This is a genomic window from Rhodococcus sp. T7, assembly GCF_009872365.1.
Taxonomy (GTDB): domain Bacteria; phylum Actinomycetota; class Actinomycetes; order Mycobacteriales; family Mycobacteriaceae; genus Rhodococcus_F.
Genome location: NZ_WXYH01000039.1, coordinates 1 through 20008 on the forward strand (window position 1 = coordinate 1; position 20008 = coordinate 20008).

Annotated in this window: 17 protein-coding genes and 2 pseudogenes; 7 read left to right on the forward strand and 12 right to left on the reverse strand. The window is 66.1% G+C overall.

Going from position 1 to position 20008, the window contains the following annotated elements; translation table 11 throughout:
- From MLGJGCBP_RS51430 to MLGJGCBP_RS05895, 11 genes and pseudogenes are all read right to left on the reverse strand, one after another.
- A pseudogene (locus MLGJGCBP_RS51430) lies at positions 1-389 on the reverse strand (hypothetical protein); the annotation flags it as partial.
- A gap of 32 nt (positions 390-421) precedes the next feature.
- A complete protein-coding gene (locus tag MLGJGCBP_RS05850) occupies positions 422-670 on the reverse strand; it encodes a DUF3263 domain-containing protein (RefSeq protein WP_160094417.1) in 249 nt (82 codons plus the stop codon).
- Positions 671-2086: 1416 nt separating this feature from the next.
- Complete coding sequence (locus tag MLGJGCBP_RS05855; protein ID WP_236580940.1) at positions 2087-3031, reverse strand: PDR/VanB family oxidoreductase; 945 nt, start codon at positions 3029-3031, stop codon at positions 2087-2089.
- Positions 3032-3215: 184 nt separating this feature from the next.
- Positions 3216-4757: a class I adenylate-forming enzyme family protein gene (locus tag MLGJGCBP_RS05860; RefSeq protein WP_160094418.1), complete on the reverse strand. Its 1542-nt coding sequence runs from the start codon at positions 4755-4757 to the stop codon at positions 3216-3218.
- A 41-nt stretch (positions 4758-4798) separates the two neighbouring features.
- Positions 4799-5734 carry a hypothetical protein gene (locus tag MLGJGCBP_RS05865; protein ID WP_160094419.1) on the reverse strand — a complete coding sequence of 312 codons (936 nt, stop codon included), beginning with the start codon at positions 5732-5734 and terminating at the stop codon, positions 4799-4801.
- Positions 5735-5736: 2 nt separating this feature from the next.
- Positions 5737-6945, reverse strand: a complete 1209-nt coding sequence (locus tag MLGJGCBP_RS05870; protein ID WP_160094420.1) for an aromatic ring-hydroxylating oxygenase subunit alpha — start codon at positions 6943-6945, stop codon at positions 5737-5739.
- A gap of 146 nt (positions 6946-7091) precedes the next feature.
- Positions 7092-9521 carry a CaiB/BaiF CoA transferase family protein gene (locus tag MLGJGCBP_RS05875; protein ID WP_160094421.1) on the reverse strand — a complete coding sequence of 810 codons (2430 nt, stop codon included), beginning with the start codon at positions 9519-9521 and terminating at the stop codon, positions 7092-7094.
- A gap of 25 nt (positions 9522-9546) precedes the next feature.
- Positions 9547-10989 (reverse strand): aldehyde dehydrogenase, encoded by a 1443-nt coding sequence (locus tag MLGJGCBP_RS05880; RefSeq protein WP_160094422.1) that lies wholly within the window; start codon positions 10987-10989, stop codon positions 9547-9549.
- 59 nt (positions 10990-11048) lie between these two features.
- Complete coding sequence (locus tag MLGJGCBP_RS05885) at positions 11049-12266, reverse strand: thiolase C-terminal domain-containing protein (RefSeq protein WP_160094423.1); 1218 nt, start codon at positions 12264-12266, stop codon at positions 11049-11051.
- Positions 12263-12691 carry a Zn-ribbon domain-containing OB-fold protein gene (locus MLGJGCBP_RS05890; protein WP_160094424.1) on the reverse strand — a complete coding sequence of 143 codons (429 nt, stop codon included), beginning with the start codon at positions 12689-12691 and terminating at the stop codon, positions 12263-12265. The genes MLGJGCBP_RS05885 and MLGJGCBP_RS05890 overlap by 4 nt, the downstream gene beginning before the upstream one ends.
- Positions 12688-14193 (reverse strand): acetyl-CoA acetyltransferase, encoded by a 1506-nt coding sequence (locus MLGJGCBP_RS05895; RefSeq protein WP_160094425.1) that lies wholly within the window; start codon positions 14191-14193, stop codon positions 12688-12690. The genes MLGJGCBP_RS05890 and MLGJGCBP_RS05895 overlap by 4 nt, the downstream gene beginning before the upstream one ends.
- Before the next feature lie 176 nt (positions 14194-14369).
- Between MLGJGCBP_RS05895 and MLGJGCBP_RS05900 the strand changes: the two genes are divergently transcribed.
- From MLGJGCBP_RS05900 to MLGJGCBP_RS05925, 6 genes are all read left to right on the forward strand, one after another.
- The gene (locus MLGJGCBP_RS05900; RefSeq protein ID WP_160094426.1) at positions 14370-15218 is read left to right on the forward strand and encodes an enoyl-CoA hydratase/isomerase family protein; all 849 of its coding nucleotides are present in this window, start codon (positions 14370-14372) and stop codon (positions 15216-15218) included.
- A 35-nt stretch (positions 15219-15253) separates the two neighbouring features.
- Positions 15254-15871: a TetR/AcrR family transcriptional regulator gene (locus tag MLGJGCBP_RS05905; RefSeq protein WP_160094427.1), complete on the forward strand. Its 618-nt coding sequence runs from the start codon at positions 15254-15256 to the stop codon at positions 15869-15871.
- 94 nt (positions 15872-15965) lie between these two features.
- Positions 15966-16811 carry an SDR family NAD(P)-dependent oxidoreductase gene (locus tag MLGJGCBP_RS05910; RefSeq protein WP_160094428.1) on the forward strand — a complete coding sequence of 282 codons (846 nt, stop codon included), beginning with the start codon at positions 15966-15968 and terminating at the stop codon, positions 16809-16811.
- A 44-nt stretch (positions 16812-16855) separates the two neighbouring features.
- Positions 16856-17875: an NADP-dependent oxidoreductase gene (locus tag MLGJGCBP_RS05915; protein ID WP_160094429.1), complete on the forward strand. Its 1020-nt coding sequence runs from the start codon at positions 16856-16858 to the stop codon at positions 17873-17875.
- A gap of 31 nt (positions 17876-17906) precedes the next feature.
- On the forward strand, positions 17907-18281 hold the full coding sequence (locus MLGJGCBP_RS05920) for an EthD domain-containing protein (protein ID WP_160094430.1): 375 nt from the start codon (positions 17907-17909) through the stop codon (positions 18279-18281).
- Positions 18282-18314: 33 nt separating this feature from the next.
- On the forward strand, positions 18315-19118 hold the full coding sequence (locus MLGJGCBP_RS05925; protein WP_160094431.1) for an enoyl-CoA hydratase-related protein: 804 nt from the start codon (positions 18315-18317) through the stop codon (positions 19116-19118).
- 145 nt (positions 19119-19263) lie between these two features.
- Here MLGJGCBP_RS05925 and MLGJGCBP_RS51435 read toward each other — a convergent pair whose 3' ends face one another.
- Positions 19264-19467: a hypothetical protein gene (locus MLGJGCBP_RS51435; protein ID WP_236580941.1), complete on the reverse strand. Its 204-nt coding sequence runs from the start codon at positions 19465-19467 to the stop codon at positions 19264-19266.
- 256 nt (positions 19468-19723) lie between these two features.
- On the opposite strand from MLGJGCBP_RS51435, the pseudogene MLGJGCBP_RS05935 reads away from it, so the two are divergent.
- Positions 19724-20008: pseudogene (locus MLGJGCBP_RS05935) on the forward strand (hypothetical protein); the annotation flags it as partial.

Consider the following 20008-nt stretch of genomic DNA (forward strand, 5'->3'; position numbering starts at 1 on the left):
TCACGGGTAAACGGCCGCGCTGGCTGATCGAGGTAGTCGACATCGCGTGGTGGCATCTGGGATCGGGCCAGCCAGGTCCTGGGCACCGAGCGACCATATTTGAACCGGTTCAGGAGGTCCTCCGGGCCGACGACGGCGATTTGCATCGCTAGTTGCTGTCGATCGAGGAGGAGGCGAGCCGGCAGTGTCCGCGAGATATACGGGGCGATCTGCCGGGCGAAAGTTTTTGCCCCGCAGTCAGTGGTGTCGCAGAAGAACCGGCGCACCCGGAGAATTCTCACCCGACCACGACGATGCAGGTCAGTGACACGCCAAGCGGCTTCACGAAAATTGCGCCAGATACAATTACGTGAGGTCGACACCAAACGTACAAGCATGCCGATCCGCATGGCCATTCCTGCATGAAGCGAGTAGAGCGCGCCTATCGGCTTAGCGCGGCACGGGACCGTGTGATTTGTTGTACACGGCGCCCCACTAGTTGGATCCGTAACCGGGCATGAGCATCCGGCGGGACTGAACGTGATACCTCACTGTCGAGCAGTAACAGGAGTTGTTGTTCATACCTGGCAGTCGTCATTCCGAACTCGATCAGAATGTCTTCGGCTGTAGGGCCGCCATATGGCAGCCACCGCCACGCGAACTCCAAGATTGCGGCGTCAACTCTGTCCATGACTTCTACCTCACTCGTCCAATTCGCCTCGCCACAAGGACCATTTCAACTAATCTCGCGGCGGACTCGCGTGCACTCACCGCTCAGCCTTTTTGAGTATCGACGTCTCATATATACAAGCGTGCAGGCTGCATGTCAATGCACACGGGCGGCTCGGGTCGCGCGCGTAGCCCGCAGTTACCGATCAACGGACACTGCAAGCAATGGCTTGAACAGGAGTGATGACATGTCCCCGGCGAGACCGTCGTGGACATGATCACGGCCACCGAAGGACTCGGCACGAATCGACGCAGATACCGACCGTCTGGCGAGGTCGGGACGGTGGTTGCGGGTGTCGCGGTCGACGCCGCGACGGCGGTGTACGCGCATGTCAGACGATCGACATTAGCCGAGGATACCGCGAGGTAATGGTCGCGCCCGTCCTCGGCGCGGGCCGACGCATCGGCAGCGTCGAGTTCTGCAGACAGGATGTCTGATCGTCGTTGTCGGAGCACCTTCCAGCCGTGTCGGCGACCGCCCCGTACAGCCCAGGAGCGGCGAGGACCCGGGTCCCGAGATCCCACAGGGATGCCGCGGGTCCAGGTCGGTGAATACCTCTTCGCGGAACCCTTGATCCGCTCGAGCGCGAGGACTGCTGCACTCATCGGCCGCCGCACATCGTCTGGTGCCGGCTGTAGCTGCGCGCCCGCGATCCGGGCGCGGCGCCGCTTCCGAACGCCTCGACCGACGAGCTACAGTCCGCCGATCGCCCCACCGGTCAACAGCAATGTCAACAGCAGCGTCGTTACGGCTCCGGCACCACTCGAGGAAGTCGGGCGCCAAACAGTGCTCACCGGACGGCGGCTCAGCGATCAGCGCGTCCTGGATAGGCAGCTACCTGCCGAAGGCTCGTCGGTCAACCCATATTAGACGCAACTCCGCCATGACCGAGTTCCGCTTGCTCTTCCCCGAACTCGAGCCCCTCGTCGACCGTCGTGCGGGCCTGCTCTCTAGCGGTGAACAGCAGATGCTCGCGCGAGCACTCTGCGGGCGACCCAAGGTGCTGATGGTCGACGAGATGAGCCCAGAGCTCGCGCCGCTGATCTGTCCGCGCCTGTCCAAAATTCTTCGGTATCTGGCTACCACGACGGGATTGCGTTTGCCCTTGTCGAGCAGCACCTGGCACTTGCTCTCGAGTTGCCGACCGTCGCTACCTGCTCAATCACGGCAGCGTGGTGACACAGGGTTCGAAGGAAGAAATCCCTTCTCGCAGAGTCGAACTCGAGTCCTCCTACCTCGGTGGTGCTTCGGAGGAGAAGCCGGCCTGATCTGCACGCGCCGTTGATCACACGAACCTTGTCGAGCCGAACTGCTCGACTAGATCCGGACCGCGTGGTCGGACTCTTCAGCGAAGTGCACGCGGAGTCGGGCGAACGACTATACGTCCAGCGTGAGGCGTGGTGTCCTGCTCCGGGATACGCAGATCATCATCGTGTCGTTGGCGTCTTGCTCGTCATTGTCGAGCACCGAGTCACGGTGGTCGGGAATGCCGGCGCACACCGCGACCTCACACGTCCCGCACGTGCCTTCCCGGCAGGAGTAGTCGACATCGATGTCGTTGCGTAGCAGAGCGTCCAAGATGGTCTCGTTCGCGCCGACGGTCAGTGTCGTTCCGGAGCGGGCGAGTTCGACGTCGAACTCGGCATCGACGACGCTTCCGGACGTGGCCTTCGGCGAGAACCGTTCCATATGCAGCGAGACTGGCCGGTCGACGCACGCGGATTCGACGGCGTCCAGCAGCGGTCCCGGCCCGCAGCAGTAGACCGCTGTGCCCGATGGTGCGACGTCCAGTGCCGAGCCGAGGTCCAGCAGCCCTCGTTCGTCTTGCGGCCAGATGGCGACCTGGTCGGCGTAGGTGTGCTCGAGCACGTCCACGAACGCCATGCTGCTTCGGGATCGGCCGCCGTACAGCAACCGCCAGGGAAGGTTTCGCTCGGCGACCGAACGAATCATCGGGACCATGGGAGTGATTCCGATTCCGCCCGCCACGAACAGATAGGACTCCGCTTCGATCAGTTCGAAGTGGTTGCGTGGTCCGCCGATGCTCAGGACGTCGCCGGCTTCGAGTGTGTCGTGCAGAAATATCGAGCCACCGCGACCGTCGGCCTCCCGGAGGACGGCGACGGCGAGGGAGGTCGGGTCTTCGACGTCGCCGCAGAGAGAGTATTGACGCACGGTCCCGGACTCCGTTGTCAGGTCGATGTGTGCGCCGGGCTGCCACCGGGGGGCGGCGCTACCGTCGGTACTGGAGAGTCCGAGCAGCACGACGTCGTCTGCCACCAGTGTCTTCGTATCGACTCGCATGGTGAGTTCGGTGTGCATCCGGCTCTCCTCCGCCTCGGGGCTACCAAATAAGCTTATAGTGTTAGTTTATAGTGGCGCAAGAGGTGAGTTCACCGAGAACTGCGTCGGGTCGCACGCAAAACGGGTGAGCCGGATCTCCTCGATGTCAGGAGAGCCGGCCCACCCGTGACGGATCGAGTCGTAGAACTTGAACGGGTCGCAGTCAGCTGCCTTGCAGTTCGCCGACCTTGACGGGGTGCGCCCGAGTGGGGAGATCCGAGTACGTGGTCCGCAGCGGGGCCTTGTTGATCTTCATTCCCGCGGTCCGAGGCAGTGGGTCGTCGAGGAATTCGACGTAACGTGGTGTCTTGTAGCGGGCGAGGCGTGTCCGGCAGTGGTTGACCACATCCTCGGCGGTCAACGCCCCGCTGGTACGTAGTAGCACGGCCGGTGTTTCACCGAACTCCTCGTCGGCCACTCCGATCACGGCCACCTCGAGTACGTTCTCGAGCTCCATGATCACCCGTTCCAGTTCTGCCGCATAGATGTTGATGCCGCCGGAGATGATCACGTCCTTGATTCGGCCCACCACCCGGAAGCGTCCGGCTTCGTCGCGTACCGCCACGTCCCCGGTGCGGAGCCAGCCGTCCACGAAGTTGGCTCGTGTCTGCGCTTCGTCGCGCCAGTAACCGTCGGCCAGTCCGGGACCCCGGATCCAGAGTTCACCGGGTTCGCCGGGAGCGCAGTCTTTTTCATCGGCATTCTTGAGCACGAACTGGTTGAGAACGCCCCCCAGCCCGACGCTGTCCGGGTGATTGATCGCCATTTCGACGGTCGGGATCGACGCGTTCGACTGTGATTCGGTCAGTCCGTACACCTGCCGAAGCCCGATGCCTTTCGTCGACCACGCCTCGATCAGTTCGACGGTGACCGGATTGCCCCCGGTGAATGCCACGGTCAGCGAGGACAAATCGGCGTCGGCGAACTCGGGGTCGGCGGCCATCTGCTCGTAGAAGATGGTCGTGGCGCCCAGATGCGAGATCTTGCGGTCCCGAATGATCCCGAGCGCGACCTTCGGATCCCACTCCGGCAGGAACACCACGCTGCCACCCAGGACCAACGGTCCCAGGAACCCATTGAGAAGGCCGGCGCCGAACGCCATGGAGCTGACGTTGAGGGAGCGGACCCGCATGAATCCGGGCTCCTGGAGGCACCACTCGAAGAACGCGCTCAGCAGGGAATTATGGGTGAAGACAACACCCTTCGGTGATCCCGTCGATCCGGACGTCGACAGGATGGCCACGGGGTCGTCGCCCTCGACTTCGAGCACTCGCGGGACGTCGGGTACCGGTGCGGTTGCCTGCGCGAACACGTCGAGGTCGACCACCGGGTGGCCGGCGCCGAGACTCTCGATCGCGGAATCGATCGCCGCCCGGAACTTGTCGGCCGCCACGACCAGTGTCGGCTCGAGCTGAGTCAACGCCTGCGTGATCTCGTGCTGCCCGTTGCGTTCGTTCAGCGGGCACAGGACGGCGCCGGCCTTGATGACGGCGAGCGCGACGATCGCCCAGTTGCACGACGGCCGTCCGACGATGGTGACGCGGTCTCCGGGGTTGACGTCGCGGGAGATGAGACCGTTGACCACCCGGTTCGAGGCGGCGTCGAGTTCTGCCCGGGTGAGTACCTCACCGCCGCATTCCACGACGGGTTCATCGGGTTGGCGGACAGGCCAGGCGGAGACGGGGCCCAGGATGTTGCTGTCCATGGCAGTGTTCCTTCTGTCGAGGGGGTTCTTGGTCGGGGTTCTTACCTGCTGGGGGTGTTCTTTCGGACGAGATCGGACTCGAATACGACGTCGGTCCGGTCGTGCTGGAACGCGGCCGACCGCAGCGTCTCCAGCAGCAGGACATCCGTCTGCTCGACGACCGATTCGATGATGCCGTCCTCGCGGTCCCGCAGCAGCGGCAGGGCGGCGCCGACGATCCCGCGGAGTGCGGTCTCATGATCCGCGGCCGGCGCGGACGGTCCGAGGACCACGAGCCGGGTGGCTCCGCCACGATCCTCCAGTGCGAAGAAGCCCGCGACGTCCCCGGTCTCCTGGTGGGTCGCCGCATACAGCACGCGTGGGGTGTCACCGTCGACGAGCCGCCACGCCACCTGCTGCCGCTCACCTCCGACGGCGTTGTCGGTCGGGACGGCGCGGAAATACACCGAGCCGGAGGGTAACCGGGATCGCAGATTGTCGTCCCTCGACGGAAGCACCAGAACGTCGCGCACGGCGCTCACCTGCGCCCCGAACCGGTTCGCCGTTCGCAGTGCGGCAGGGTGCGAGCCGTACGCACACGCCGCGACGGACCGTCCCCCGGCACCGAGTTGCGCGGGCGGGGACTGCCCGAGGGTTTCGAAGGCCGCGGTGATGACTCCGGTCGACCGGAAGTCGGGGTCCACCACCGCGTCGACGACGATTGGGCCTGTGTCCGACGGCGAGGCCAGGGTGATCACGGCGGCCAGGGCCGGGCCATTCGCGCGAGGCGCATTCCACCGCCGCAACCGGGTGTACACCTGCGCGGTCAGGAACGCACGCTCGTAACTGGGATGGCGCAGGTCGGGACCGAAGCTCATCTCCGCATCCGCTCGGGCCGCGCGGACGATCAGGTCGAGTGCCTGTCCGTCCGGGCCGCCGTCGTTCCAGTGCAGGGTGACGAGTTCCGGATCTTCGAGCTCCCGGCCGTGCAGGCTCATCGTCATCCTCCCGCTCCGGCTCCACTGATCAGGCGGTTCACGACCCGGCGGAACAGGTGACTCGAAAGCTCGTTGCGGCCCAGCAGCATCGTGCCCGCGTCCAGGCTCGCGAGCGCTGCCTGCGAACTGTCGAGGATCGGGAAGTCCTCGTCGTGCAGGATCGCGATGAGGATGCTCCAGTTCTTGGCCCAGCGCTTGCGCCAGTGCTCGGGTTCGAGGCCGCTGTCCTCGACGCTCGGCGCGAGAATGCGCATCTCCATGAGCGACTGGTTGGGATCGGCACCGATGGGCCGGAACGTGAGCAACTCGAAGTGGGTCGCGTGCTTGAGCAGCATGGCGTTGGGAGCGAGGAAGCAACTCTCGATCGTGTGCGCCTCCATGTCCTTGGTCCATTCGACCTCTTGGCCGATGAACTGGTCGACGCTCTTGCGGCCGGTCAGGAACCAGAACGATTTTCCGAAGTCCTCGAGCGTGACTGCGTTCGTGTGCAGCATCTTTCCCGCGGTGTTCGGGTGCGCGTACTTGACGTGATAGTTGTCGAGGAAGCCGTCCTGCATGATCTTCCAGTTGACCGGCCGCTCGTACGGGTGCGGGTCGATGCTGACCAGCTTGTCGAGTTCGTATTCGGCCATGATGGCGTCCATGTCCGGACCCAGCCAGGCCGCGACGTCGATCTGTCGTTTCGTGTTGTCGATCGCCCAGACGAACCCGTGCCGCTCCTCGACGGGGATCTCGACGAGGCCGAACTTCGAGCGGTCGAAGTCGCCGAAGGTGTGGTCGAGGCTCACGGTCCGGAGCGCGCCGTCGGGGCTGTACGACCACCGGTGGTAGGGGCAGGAAAAGAGACGGCACGTGCCCGATTCCTCAGTGACCAGTTGCGCGCCGCGGTGCCGGCAGGCGTTGATGAACGCCTTGACGCCACCGTCACGCTGTCGGATGACCACCACCTTGTTGCGGGGCAGGTCGACGGTGACGAAGTCGTTTCGTTTCGCGAGTTCGGAGGAGTGCGCGACGATGAACGGCACTTCGCCGAAGATGCGATCACGCTCGAGTTCGGCCCGCAGGGGGTCGTGGTAGTCGACGGCCTCGAATCGCTCGATCTCCGAGAATTGATCCGTGACCTTGTCGTCGAGGTGATGGAGCAGCGCCCGGAGTGCGCGGGTGCGGCGGGACTGGATGTTGCGAGTCTGATTCTCGTCTACGAGGACCATGATTCCTCCTGTTCATAGCGGGACTGATGGGTGCGCGGCGGTGGCGGGTCGCGCTGTGAAAGGTGGTTGTGGTTCAACTCACCCTGAAAACTAGTACCATTAGGCTAATTGGTCAAGGGTCGTAAAAGCCAGGCAGCGACCCGGCTCTAGCCGGGTAGTGTGGCTGCCCTCGGGACTTTCGCGGTCACGGCTTCCTGTAGCACGCCGTCCGACAGGAGCGCATTGATTCGGTCCTCGGTCAGGCCCAGTACGGTCGCGCAGACTTCCCGGGTGTCCTGGCCTGCCAGCGGAGCCTGACGCATCGGCCAGCGTGGCAGCGTCTGGAAGTGCGCGACCTGCCGCGCCGTCGGCAGCGGCGACGGAATCAGTGCGTGCTCGAGCGTGGTGTAGGCCTCGCGGGCGACCAGTTGCGGATCGGTGAGCAGCTCGGGGAGTCGGATCATCGCGCCGGCGGGGACGCCGGCGCCCTGCAGGGTTTCCATTGCGCTGGTCGGGTTGCGGTGCGCGAGCCAATTCCCGACCACGTCGTCGACGTAGCTTCGATGGAGAAGGCGCTGCTCTGCGGTGGCGCACCGCGGGTCGCCGATCAGTTCCGGCGTGCCGAGCACGGTGCACAGGCGTGCCCAGTCGGCGTCGTCGCGGGCGATGACGGCGCACCACTCGTCGTCCCCGGCGCACCGGTAGACACCGGACGGCGCCGCATACGGGTCCGTGTTGCCCTGTGCGCCCACCGTCCCGGGAGAGAGGGACTCGGTGACGAGTTGGGTGGCCAACTGCATGATGGCCGTATCCGCCTGGGCGACCTCGATGGCCGCCCCACGCCCGGTCCGGAGCCGGTTGATCAGTCCGGCGAGAATTGCTGTCGCGGCGACCTGCCCGGCGATGTGGTCGGGATAGACGGTCGAACCGTCGCACAGGCTCTCGGACGTGTCCGAGTAACGCCAGAGCGCGGACACCCCGCAGGCCGCCCGCACCAGCGGACCGTATCCGAGACGGTTGCTCCACGGCCCCGTGCCGCCGAACGCGCTGCCCTCGGAGACGATGATGCGCGGGTTGATCGCGGCGAGTTCGTCGTAGGACAACCCCATGGATGCGAGAGTGCCGGGCTTGAAGTTGGCCAGGACGATGTCGGCCTCACCGACCAGGCGCTTGAAGAGACGGACACCCTCGGGGTTGCGCAGATCGAGTCCGAGACTGCGCCGGTTCCGATGACCCCACGCCACCGACGCCGACAGCGCGGCCCCGCGCTTGGACTGGCGGAGTCCGTCGGGGAAGCCGGAGTTCTCGACCTTGATCACGTCGGCGCCGTTGTCGGCGAACTGCCGGCCCAATTCGGCTCCGAACACGATCACACCGAGGTCCAGAACGCGCAGGCCTTCGAAGGGAGCCGTCCCGGTCGGGTGGTGCGGTGCGGCGACGTGGCCGGTGAGCGGGGCGGACCCGTTCGCGCCGAACCGCACCCCCTCGTGCTCCCCGAGTTGCGGGGCCCGTGACCGGAATCCGAGGCGACAGCCGTCGAACCGGGTGTAACCATGTGGGATTCGGGCGTCGATTCCCGGGGCGATCTCGGTGTCGAGCAGGGCTCCGGACTCGCGGAAGTGGTCGGCGTCGAGCACCTCGGCCACCGATGCGAGATCGCCGACGGGGACTCCGCGGCGGGCGCCCTCGGCGACGAGTTGATCGGCGGTATACGCACTGAAGAGCCGCTCGATGAGCGGATTGATCCGATCGGCGGCGGCGAACCGTGCCGGGATCGTGTCGTACTCGGGGCCGGCGAACTCCTCCGGCGTCCCCAGCCACTCGAACATTGCGCGCCACTGCCGCTTCGCGAGCAAGCAGACGCGGACCTTGCCGCCCTTGCACCGGTAGACGGGGTAGAAGTTCGCGGCGTCGGGTCTGTTGCGGGGAAAGTCCTCGGCGCGGCCGGCCGCAGCCGAACCCTGCACCCCGAACCCGGGATCGAAGCCGTGCACCAGTGTTTCGAATCCGGACAGGTCGATGTACTGACCGCGACCGGTGTGCAGTCGGTCGTAGAAGGCCAAAAGCGCAGACCAGGCGGCGTGAATTCCGATCGCCTCTTCGGCCAGGCCGTTCGGCGGCAGCAACGGCTCGGCTCCCGGCTCACCGGATCTGCTCAGGACACCGCTCATCGCGTAGAGGGTCGGTTCGGTGCTGATCCAGTCCCGGTAGGGGCCGTTCTGTCCGAAACCGGTGATCGACAGCATCACCAGGGCGGGATTGATCCGCGCCAGTTCTGCTGCGCCCAGACCACGCGCGGCGAGCAGGCCGGGGGTGAGCGATTCGATCAGGATGTCCGCATCCGCAACGAGACTCCGCAACTCGCCCTGCCCTGCCGCGGTGTCGAGGTCGACGACGCAGCCGGCCTTGTTCGCATTCCGCAGGGCAAACGGGATGCTGACCCCCTGATGCAGTGGCGGCGCGAGCCTCGAATTCGACCCGCCGGGTTGCTCGACGCGGATCACCTCGGCGCCCAAGTCCGCGAGGAACCGGCCCGCCGATTCGCCGAGCCCGTCCGTCAGGTCCAGGATCCGTACGCCACTCAACGGCAGTGTCATCGTGTGCTCCCTTCGAGATTCCGGCTCAACGGCCGGCGAGGTAGATCGACTTGCTCTCGTAGTACGGCGCCAGGCCTTCGGGCCCCAGTTCACGGCCGAGTCCCGATGCCTTGACACCACCGAACGGGGCGTCGATGTCGAGCGCATAGTGGTTGACTCCGACTGTGCCGCTGTAGATCTTGGACGCGATCTCGATGCCACGTTGCTCGTCGGTGGTCCACACCGTGCCCCCGAGCCCGTACTCCGAGTCGTTGGCGATCGCGACGGCGTGGTCGTCGCCGGTGTACTCGGTCACGGTCAGCACCGGTCCGAAGATCTCCTCCTGGGCGATGCGCGCCGAATTGTCGACCCCTGCGAAGACGGTCGGTTCGACGAACCAGCCCACGCTCTGCGACGCGGGGACACCCCCGCCGGTGGTGACGCGGTACCCGTCGGCACGACCGGCGTCGATGTAACCGAGCACGCGTTCGCGCTGCGCGGCCGACACCAGCGGTCCGATGTCGGTGGCCTTGTCCAGGGGATCACCGATCCTCAGCCTGCGCACGGTCGCGGTCACGGCGTCGACGACTTCGTCGTATCGCGACCGGGGCGCCAGGATGCGGGTGCTGGCGTGGCAGGTCTGTCCGTTGTTGACCAGAGACACGTCCAGCAGGTGCCGGCAGAAGACGTCGAGATCGGCGTCGTCCATCACCACGGCCGCGGATTTGCCGCCGAGTTCGAGTGTCACCGGCCGCAACAGGCGTCCGCAGGTTTCTCCGATGGCGCGGCCGGCGGCGGTGGATCCGGTGAACGCGACCTTGTCGACGCCGGGGTGCGCGACCAGATGAGCGCCTGCCTCGCGATCGGCGGGCACGACGTTCAGGACGCCGGCCGGCAGTCCTGCCTCGTGTGCGGCGTCGGCGAAGGCGAAGGCGTCGAGGGCGACTTCCGGCGCGGGCTTGAGGACGACGGTGCATCCGGCGGCGAGTGCGGGTGCAATCTTCATGGCGGCCAGCGGTTGGGGGTAGTTCCACGGTGTGATCGCCGCGACGACTCCGACGGGTCCGCGGCGCACTATCGTGCGCCCGCCGAATTGTCCCGGCCGTGTTTCGGCGTTGTCCGCCGAGCGGATCCGGTCGGCGTAGTAGGACACCATCAGTGCCGGACCGAATCCGTTGACGCTGTTGGACAGGGTGATCGGCATCCCGTTCTCCCGGCTGACCAGCCGGGCGGTGTCCCGGCCACGTTCGCGGAGGGCAGCGGCGAAGCGGTCGAGTGCGTCGGCGCGTGCGGTGTTGCTCAGCCCCGCCCAGCCGGGCAGAGCCGATCTCGCGGCCTCGACGGCGGCGTCGATGTCGCCTGCGGAGGCGAGCGCCGACCGGCCCAGTACCTGCTCGGTCGCCGCTTCGACGACGTCGGTCTCGGCACCGGATTGCGATGTGACCCAGCGGCCGCCGATGTAGAGCTGGTCTCTGTCAAGATTCGTCATGGTGGGTATCCCGTGATGTCGGTGAGGATGTGGGTGAACCGGATATCGGTGTGCGACGGTCAGAGGGTGTCTTCGTGCCCGAAGAGCACGGAGCTGACCAGTGGTGCCATCGGGCCGCCGATCAACAGCGACGTCCTGGCCCCGACGACGGGGTTGGGCGACGTGCCGCGGATCTGGCGGACCGCTTCCACCGCCAGGTTCATCCCGTTGACGAACGAGTCGGCGATGTTGCCGCCACCGGTATTCACAGGCAGCGCACCGTACGGCGCGGTGAGATTGTCGACGGTCATGAAGTTGCCGGCTGCCTCGCTGGGCGGGCACAGGCCGTGGTCGATCAACGCCGCCACGGCAGGCCCGCTGAAGTTCTCGTAGACCTGCACCACGTCGACGGCGTCGGGCCGGATACCCGAACTCGACCACAGTCGCTGTGCCACGCCTGGTTTGCCGTTTCGGCCGGCCCCGAAGCCGGCCGTCGCATAGTCCTCGTCGAGGTCGTTCTCGATGTTCCCGGAGAAACCGCCGGGCGCACCCTGAGCGCCGCCGAGGACATAGGCGGGGTCGGGTCGCAGGTGCCGCGCACGGTCGGCGGAGACGAGCACGAGCACGGCGGCTCCGTCGCTCTCACGCGAGCAGTCGAACAGGTGAAACGGTTCGGCGATCAGGCGGGAGTTCTCGTAGGTGTCGACGTCGAGTGGACGGCCGTGCCCCTGCGCGGACGGGTTGTTCTGCGCGTGCCGATAGGCGGCGAGGACCAACGCCCTCATCGCCGACCGGGGTACGCCGCCCCGGGTGAGCATCCGCTGGGTGCGCATGGCGCAGATCTGTGCGGGCGATCCGATTCCGTTCGCTCGGAAGTGGTCGCCGAGAACGTACTGTCCGTTCCCGCCTCGTCCGGGTTCGTTGTGCGCGATCGCTCGATAGACGACGACGCATTCGGCCTGGCCGGTCGCGATCGCGGTAGCCGCAGTGGTGACGGCGGCCGCGACCCCGCCGCCGCCTCCACCCCAGATCGAGGTGGACCAGCGCAGTTCGTCGATCATCAGTTCCGCACCGATGACCGTGCCGTCGTGGACTCCTCCTGCGTAAGAGACGAATCCGTCCAGCTGGCGCGGGCTGATGCCGGCGTCGGAGCACGCCGCGAGGATGGTTTCCAGCGTCATCCGGAGCTCGCCGTGTGGGGCCTGACCGCGACGATGATGTTGTTCGGCGATACCCACTACCGCGGCGGTGCCGCGCAATGTGACGGCGGCGGTGCCGCGCAGTGCTGCTGTGGTCATGCTGCGCCGCTCTTCTGACCTGGCATCCGCCGCCATCGCAGCAGCGGCCGGGCCGCCTCGTGGTCGACGTATCCGGAGACGCGGTCACCGATCCGTGGGTCGTCCGGCTCGTCGTCGAGAATGCCCGGCATCCTGCAGTGTCCGGCAGCGGGTAACGCGACGAGAACGCTGACGTACGGCACCCGGTCCGTGTACTCGGCGACGTGCGGAACCCGGCTACGGGTCCAGCTGTAGACGATCCCGGCCGGTTCGACGGGCGCCCACGCCAGGTCGAAACTGTGGCACGTGCCGCACACCGTCCGCGGCCCCCAGGACCAGGTCCGGCAACTCGAGCACCGCTGGATTCTGACCTCGCCGGCATCGAGACCGTCCCAGAACGGCTGGTCGAGGCCGTCAGGCGCCGGCCCCCACGACACGGACGTCATCCGACCGTGACCGGTGCGCTACGGAAGGCGAAGGCGCCCTCTTCGGTGACCTCGACGCGGTACCCCTGCACGTCGGTGCTCATCTGAGCGAGCGTCTCGGCGTCGGTGGTGACCGCGAGGATTCGCTCGTCACCTCCTGTGCGCGCGGCGAGAAATCCCCGCTCCGGCGCGCCGTCGCGCGCGTAGGCCACCGTCCACGACTCCACCGTGGCGGGACCGCGGTAGCAGTCCAGCGCCCGGGTGGTCGGCTGTGCATCGATCTCCGCCTGCACGTCGAGTCGCCGGAATCCGTCCTGTGGCGGTGTGGTGCTGTACACCCCCATCGCGTGTCGGGTGAGGTACCCGCTGTTGGCGGTGACCAGTCCGTGACTACCCGGGGACTCTCGCAGTCGGGTGAGCATGGTGGCGATCGAGTGGCTCACGTAGTTGTTCCACGGGCCGCCGGCGAAGGTGAGACCACCCGTTACGGTCAGCGGGCGGTTGGCGTCGTCGAGCGGCAGACCCAGCTCCCGGGCGGCGATCTGGACCGCGGACGGGAAGCACGAGTACACGTCGACGTGCGCGAGGTCGTCGATGCCGACGCTTGCCAGTTCGAGGGCGCGCCTGCCGGTGATCCGGATCGCCGGTGACGCGTCCAGCGCCGGGCGCTCGGCGATCGCGTAGGTGTCGTGGCCTTCGGTTCCGGAATGCGGGAAGACCCAATGATCCTTCGGAACACCGTATTTCACGGCAGCCTCCGCCGAGCACATCAGGATCATCGCGCTCTGATCGACCATGTTGTTGGAGTTGAGCAGCTTCGTGTAGAGGCTGGTGATCATCCGGTTCTGCGGTGACGGGGTGGTGATCTCCCCCGCGGTGTACGCCCGTTGCGTCCACGCATTCGGGTTCGTCGCGGCGACCTCGCTGAACCTCGACCAGAGGCCTCCGATGACGTCGAGGTGGTCGTCGACGTCGCGGCCGGCCGACAGCCGCACCGCCTGCTCGAACAGTGGATAGATCCATGCCGGCCGGTCCAGTCCGATGCGCCGCTCACTGTTCGCGTCCATCGGAACGTCGGGCACCAGGATCGGGGCGACGGCCACCGATTCGTCCTGCACGGTCCAGTCGGGCCGCTGTCCCTGAGCGCGCAGTCTCATCCGTGTACGCCAGGACTCGGCGCCTCCGATCAGCACGACGTCGGCGCGGCCCGCGGCGATGTCCTCGGCGGCGGCATCGACCAGGACCTGCGGTGTACTTCCGCCGTTTCCGGAGTATCCGGTGTGCCCGACCTCGGCTCCGATTCGCGCGGCCACGAGGGCGCCGGGATCCCGGTATTTCCACGACAGCATCCGGACGACTCGGACGGAGTCGACGGCCTCGAGCAGCCTCACGGAGCCGGCGTCGGCCGCTGCCGCCCGCGCGGCACGGACCATCAGTTCGACCGGTTCGGCGCCACCTTCGGCGTCGGTGATCTGGCCGCCGCCGACCAGGATCGGTGTTCTCGGATTCAGTGAGTTCAACATGGGCCTCCTTCCCGCTCGGCCAGACGGGCTGGGCTGGCCTGAAAATAAAATAACGCTGATAGTTTATTTGCGCAAGCGGTGCCGCGAACTCTCACACACCGCGCCTGAGCAGGCTTGACGCGAATTACTAATGATGATAGTTTTGGGCAGTGAAGCCTGCCCGAGAAAGGGGCGTGATGTCGACACCAGATGATCTCGGCCTCATCGCGGTGACCGTCGAGCAAGGAGTCGCGGTCGCCGTCCTCGATGCGCCGCCCGCGAACGTCCTGACGCGCGAGTTGTTCCGCCAGCTTCGACTGCTGTGCCGCTGGGTGGATGAGAGCGACGAGATCCGAGTTGTGGTCTTCCGTAGCGCCGACCCCGACTTTTTCATCGCTCACTACGACGTCGGCCTGATCGAAGCCGCGATACCGCACCTGCCCGAATCGGACGCCGCCGAACCGACCCTCTTCCACGCGATGTGCGAACGCGTAAGGACCATGTCGACGATCTCCATCGCCGAGATCGCCGGCCGTGTCGGCGGCGGGGGCGTCGAATTCGGCGCTGCCTGCGACATGCGGTTCGGTGCAATGAGTGCCGTGCTCAACCAGCCGGAGATCGCGCTAGGGATCATCCCGGGAGGCGGCGGAACCCAGTATCTGCCGAGATTGATCGGGCAGGCTCGAACACTGGAACTCGTCGTCGGAGCGTCCGATCTCGACGCCGGCACCGCCGAGGCCTGGGGATACTTCAACCGGATTCTCCCAGAGCACGAACTCACGGAGCACGTCGACGCGCTGGCACGGCGCATCGCGCGATTCTCGCCGGCAGCGGTGGCGAGCGCGAAACGATCGGTGCGCAACGCCGAGACGATGAGCGTGGGTGACGGCCTGATCGAAGAGGCACGCCTGTTCGGCGACCTCCTGCGTCGTTCCGGCGCCGGTGAGGTCCTACGCCGGTTCCTGGCCGACGGCGGCCAGACGCGTGAAGGAGAACTGCGGCTCCCCCAATTGCTGGAACGACTCCCGGTAAGTGCGCCCGAGTAGGCTTCAGTTGCCGATCACCGGAAAGAGGAGAACTCGTGGGCCGCAAGCCAATGATCCAGCGTGATACCGCGGTCCGAGCCGCGCTGGACATCGTCGACGCCGACGGCCCGGGCGCGTTGAGCCTGGAGAAGATGGCTGCGAAACTCGGCATTCGCGCGCCCTCGCTGTACAACCACTTCAGCGACAAGGCAGAGATTCTCTCCGAGGTCGCCCGGTCGATTGTTCTCGAGACGTCGCGTGAACCGGACCCCGGTGAGGACGACGACTGGAAGCAGTGGCTGGTCGAGGCCTGCGTGCTGTTCCGCCAAGCGCTCCTCGCTCACCAGCGCGCCGTGCCGATAGTCGTGGAGTACTTTCCCCGCGGGCTGCTGGAGAAGTTGTATGCGGAACACTGCCGCGTCCTGGGCGCGCACGGCGTGCCCGTCGACTTCCAGATGTTCATCCTCGAGTCGACCCACCGGATGACGATCGGCTCGGCCATGTGCGTGGCCACCGGCCGACCGGCGATGGCCCCCTTCGCGAAGCCGGAGCAATTCGACGCCGACCTGGCGAGCACCATGCAGAACAACTCGTGGTCCGACGACCGGCTGTTCGTCGAGATGCTGAGAGTCTTCCTCGAGGGCGTAGAGACCGAGATCACGCAGAGCGCATAGCTCGCACGCGGTGGAGGGGCCTGGTCCACGACCAGAGCCCCGGACCCCGCATGCCCGAACCCGAATGAATTGAACGCCAAAGGAGTACGAGAACATGAGTAAAAGCTTGACAGGCCGCGTCGCCCTGGTGACCGGCGCCGGCAGGTACCGCGGCATCGGCCGTGCGGCAGCACTCCGGCTCGCCGAAGAGGGAGCGGCCGTCGTGGTTTCGGCACCGCCACGGGACCCCGCCTCCTTTCCGGACGAGGAGCGGGCACGCGGCTGGCAGGGCGCATCATCGGTCGCGGCGGAGATCACCGCCCGAGGGGGCTCCGCCGTCGCGATCGAGTGCGATGTCACCGACCCCGACCAGGTCACCGCGCTGATGTCCGAGGCGCAGCGCACAGTCGGCATACCCGACGCGATCGTCAACAACGCGGGAACGGCGGGCGGGGCAGGTGCGGCACCGATCCTCGACATCGACGACGCCTCGTGGCACCGAACGATCGACATCAATCTGCACGGCACCTTCAACGTGTGCAGGGCGGCCGGACGTATGCTGCGTGACGCCGAGACGCCGGGGGCGATCGTCAACCTCGGGTCGCTCGCGGCGCGGATGGGCATGGCGAACTACGGCGGCTACTGCGCCTCCAAGTTCGCCGTCGTCGGCCTGACGCAGCAACTGGCCCTCGAATTGGCGCCGCTCGGGATCCGCGTCAATGCTGTGTGTCCCGGGTCGGTGGACACCGACATGATGGACGGCACCTTCCACCGAACCGCCGACCGTTCGCAGCGCCGTGATTTCGCCGCGGTCAAGTCGGGAACGGCGCGATCAATTCCCATGCGACGGCAAGGAACTCCCGACGAGCAGGCCGCCGCGATCGCCTTTCTGCTCAGCGACGGCGCCGGCTACATCACCGGTCAGACGGTCAACGTCGACGGCGGAATGCGCATGGACTGACCAATGGAACCCCGACACCGTCACAACCGTGGGAGAAGAACCTCATGACGCGCACAAATCAGGCATGGGTACTGAAACAGCGACCCACCGCCGCCGTGGAACCCGGAGACCTCGAACTCGCCGATCTCCCGGTCGCCGCTCTCGAGCCCGAGCAGGTGCTCATCCGCAACGTTTACCTGTCGCTCGATCCCACCAACCGGATCTGGATGAGTGACCGCGACCAGTACCTCCCTCCGGTCGCCGTCGGCGACGTCATGCGAGGAAGCACGATCGGTGTCGTCGAAACCAGTACGACTGACAGGTTCAACCCTGGCGATGTCGTCATCCCGGCCGACAGCGGGTGGCAGAGGTTCACCGTCTCGGACGCCACCTCGACCAGTCGAGTCCGAAAGTTGGACGGAGTCCCGCTGACCGCCCATCTTTCGGTTCTCGGGATGACCGGCCTCACCGCATATTTCGGAGTGACCGACATCTGCCGCCCGATAGCCGGCGAGACGTTCGTAGTCTCGGCCGCGGCCGGCGCCGTCGGATCCGTCGCCGGGCAGATCGCGAAGATCGCGGGAGCCCGGGTGGTCGGCATCGCAGGGGGTCCGGAGAAGTGCCGATGGATCACCGAGGAACTCGGGTTCGACGCCGCGATCGACTACAAGTCGCAGGATGTCGGCGCCGAATTGGACAGGTTGTGCCCGGACGGTGTCGACATGAACTTCGAGAACGTCGGCGGCACGATCATGGATCAGGTCTTCTCCCGACTGGGCACCAATGGGCGCATGGCTCTGTGCGGCATGATCTCCAGCTACAACACCGAAGGTCCGCTGGCGGGTCCCCGCGATTTCGGGCGGATCCTCATGCACCGTCTGACTGTGCGCGGATTCGTCGTCATCGACTACCTACCGCAAGCCAAGGAGGCCCTGCAGGAGCTGAGCGAGTGGGTGCGTCAGGGCCGGATCACCTGGAAGGACCACGTCGTCGAGGGATTGGAAGAGGCGCCGGCAGCCATGGAACGGCTGTTCCGGGGAGACCACGACGGGAAGCTGGTCGTTCGGATCTCCGACGAAAACTGACCCGACCACCTCACGACGAAAGTGCCGCGAAATGATCAAGATCGTGTTCTGCCTCCGTCGGCGCCCCGGACTGTCGGGCGAGGAATTCCGCAGATACTGGCTCGGTGAACACGCGGAACTGGTGCGTATCCACGGATCCGCCCTCCGTATCCGTCGCTACACCCAGAGCCACACCATCGACGATCCACCCCTGTCGGCTGCCGTGGACGCACGCGGGTGCACCGTCGAACCGTACGAAGGTGTCGCCGAACTCTGGTGGGACAGCATCGACGACATCGTCGCCGCAGGTTCGACACCCGAAGGGCGCGCGGCGGGACGCGCGCTCCTATCCGACGAGCACCACTTCATCGATCTGCAGAACTCTGCGATCTTCTACGCCGAAGAGCACGTCATTTTCTCCGACTGACGGCTCGAGAGGCATCCACAGAGAGAACTCCTCATGACGAACGAGCTCGAAACAGCCGAACCTGCAGCACTGTACGAAGTGAACAACCACGTCGCGATCATCACATTGAATCGTCCGAACGTGCTCAACGCCGTCAATCGGGAACTGTCGGTCGCGGCCGGAGCCGCACTCGAGAATGCGGCACACGACCCCGATGTCCGTGTCGTCGTCATCACCGGCGCCGGACGCGGATTCTGCGCGGGAGCGGACCTTGCGGAAGTCGCTGCCGGACGCAACATCTACGACAAGGCACACCGCGATTGGGATTTCGCCGGCATCGTGCGGCACTGGATTCCGAAGCCGGTGATCGCCGCCGTCAACGGGTTCGCCCTCGGAGGTGGCACCGAGATCGTGCTGTCCGCAGACCTGGCGGTCATCGACGAAACGGCGTCGCTCGGCCTGCCCGAGGTACGGCGCGGCCTGATGGCCGCCGCGGGCGGGGTACTGAGAATACAGAACCAGGTGCCACCCAAGGTCGCCGCCGAGATCGCGCTCACCGGACAGCCGATCTCCGCTGCACGCGCATACGAACTCGGTCTGGTCAACAAAATCGCGCCCGAAGGCGCCGCCGTGGAGACCGCACTCGAGTTGGCTGCGACGATCGCCGCCAATGCGCCACTCGCGGTCAGGCAGTCCAAAACGGCCATGTTCGAGAGTTCGAAGGCTGCCTCCGGCTGGTCGCAGGAGGCGTGGGACGCCAACCTCGCCGCGGCCCGCGTCGTGTTCGCGAGCGACGACGCCAAGGAAGGTGGGCGCGCGTTCGTCGCCAAACGGGCACCCGTGTGGGCGGGTCGGTGATCGGACCACTGCGGTGAGCGGCTGGCTTTCCTCCGCGGCACGGTCGTCGCCGATGAGCCTGACCCCTCGGAACCTCGTCATCGTTGCCACCGTCGAGAACGCAGAAGGAACCGAGTGAGTCCGGTGCTGAGAATCACCACCTTCACTATTTCGTGTCAGGACTCTCCAAACCACCGAAACATAGGAGAAGCCCATTGACACCGCGAGCAAGGTCGACACCGAACTCAACTTGCACCAGCAACGGTTGCTCGTCGGCGAACGCGGCCGCCACCGTGACCGGTCGGCCCCCGATAACCCGGGTGTCGTCGGTCAGGTCTGCGGCGGCGACGTTCTCGTTGAGTTCGGTCAACGACGCCACCTTCGGCGCCGGCACCAGGTGCCGGCGCCGGAATCGGCCGATTTCGCCCTCGACACCGCCCTTCTCGTGGGCACCCTTCTGGCCCGGGATGGAAGAAGAACGAATCGAAACCGTAGTGGCTGCGCAGGGCAACGAATCGGTCCGACTCGACCCGGTAACGGCCCCGAATCACCCGCACCACAGTGGGTTTCAGGTTGTCATAGCGGACTCGGTGAGGCACCCCGCCGAACCACTCGAAGGCCCGCACATGTCCCTCGAAGAACGCCTCCTGCGCCTGGGTACCGAACACCACGTGACAGGCCCGCCCCGAATGCGACAGTCGCATCACGAACTCGCCCCCGGCCCCGGATCACCCGGGGTAACAGGCGATCTCGACGCGTGGATGATCCGCCCACCGGCAGGCGTCTTCGATTCCGTCGATGCCGCCGCGGCCTCTGTCGGCGTCCGGGTCGGGCTCCTAGTACTGCAACGGCACTTATGGGAGGTGGCCGCGGCGTCGGTAGTGGGAGGTGCGGGCCTGGTGTTGTCGGCG

Coding starts and splice junctions, on each gene's coding strand:
- MLGJGCBP_RS05850 (WP_160094417.1), bottom strand. CDS start 670: ATGGACAGAGTTGACGCCGCAATCTTGGAGTTCGCGTGGCGGTGGCTG.
- MLGJGCBP_RS05855 (WP_236580940.1), bottom strand. CDS start 3,031: ATGCACACCGAACTCACCATGCGAGTCGATACGAAGACACTGGTGGCA.
- MLGJGCBP_RS05860 (WP_160094418.1), bottom strand. CDS start 4,757: ATGGACAGCAACATCCTGGGCCCCGTCTCCGCCTGGCCTGTCCGCCAA.
- MLGJGCBP_RS05865 (WP_160094419.1), bottom strand. CDS start 5,734: ATGAGCCTGCACGGCCGGGAGCTCGAAGATCCGGAACTCGTCACCCTG.
- MLGJGCBP_RS05870 (WP_160094420.1), bottom strand. CDS start 6,945: ATGGTCCTCGTAGACGAGAATCAGACTCGCAACATCCAGTCCCGCCGC.
- MLGJGCBP_RS05875 (WP_160094421.1), bottom strand. CDS start 9,521: ATGACACTGCCGTTGAGTGGCGTACGGATCCTGGACCTGACGGACGGG.
- MLGJGCBP_RS05880 (WP_160094422.1), bottom strand. CDS start 10,989: ATGACGAATCTTGACAGAGACCAGCTCTACATCGGCGGCCGCTGGGTC.
- MLGJGCBP_RS05885 (WP_160094423.1), bottom strand. CDS start 12,266: ATGACCACAGCAGCACTGCGCGGCACCGCCGCCGTCACATTGCGCGGC.
- MLGJGCBP_RS05890 (WP_160094424.1), bottom strand. CDS start 12,691: ATGACGTCCGTGTCGTGGGGGCCGGCGCCTGACGGCCTCGACCAGCCG.
- MLGJGCBP_RS05895 (WP_160094425.1), bottom strand. CDS start 14,193: ATGTTGAACTCACTGAATCCGAGAACACCGATCCTGGTCGGCGGCGGC.
- MLGJGCBP_RS05900 (WP_160094426.1), top strand. CDS start 14,370: ATGTCGACACCAGATGATCTCGGCCTCATCGCGGTGACCGTCGAGCAA.
- MLGJGCBP_RS05910 (WP_160094428.1), top strand. CDS start 15,966: ATGAGTAAAAGCTTGACAGGCCGCGTCGCCCTGGTGACCGGCGCCGGC.
- MLGJGCBP_RS05915 (WP_160094429.1), top strand. CDS start 16,856: ATGACGCGCACAAATCAGGCATGGGTACTGAAACAGCGACCCACCGCC.
- MLGJGCBP_RS05920 (WP_160094430.1), top strand. CDS start 17,907: ATGATCAAGATCGTGTTCTGCCTCCGTCGGCGCCCCGGACTGTCGGGC.
- MLGJGCBP_RS05925 (WP_160094431.1), top strand. CDS start 18,315: ATGACGAACGAGCTCGAAACAGCCGAACCTGCAGCACTGTACGAAGTG.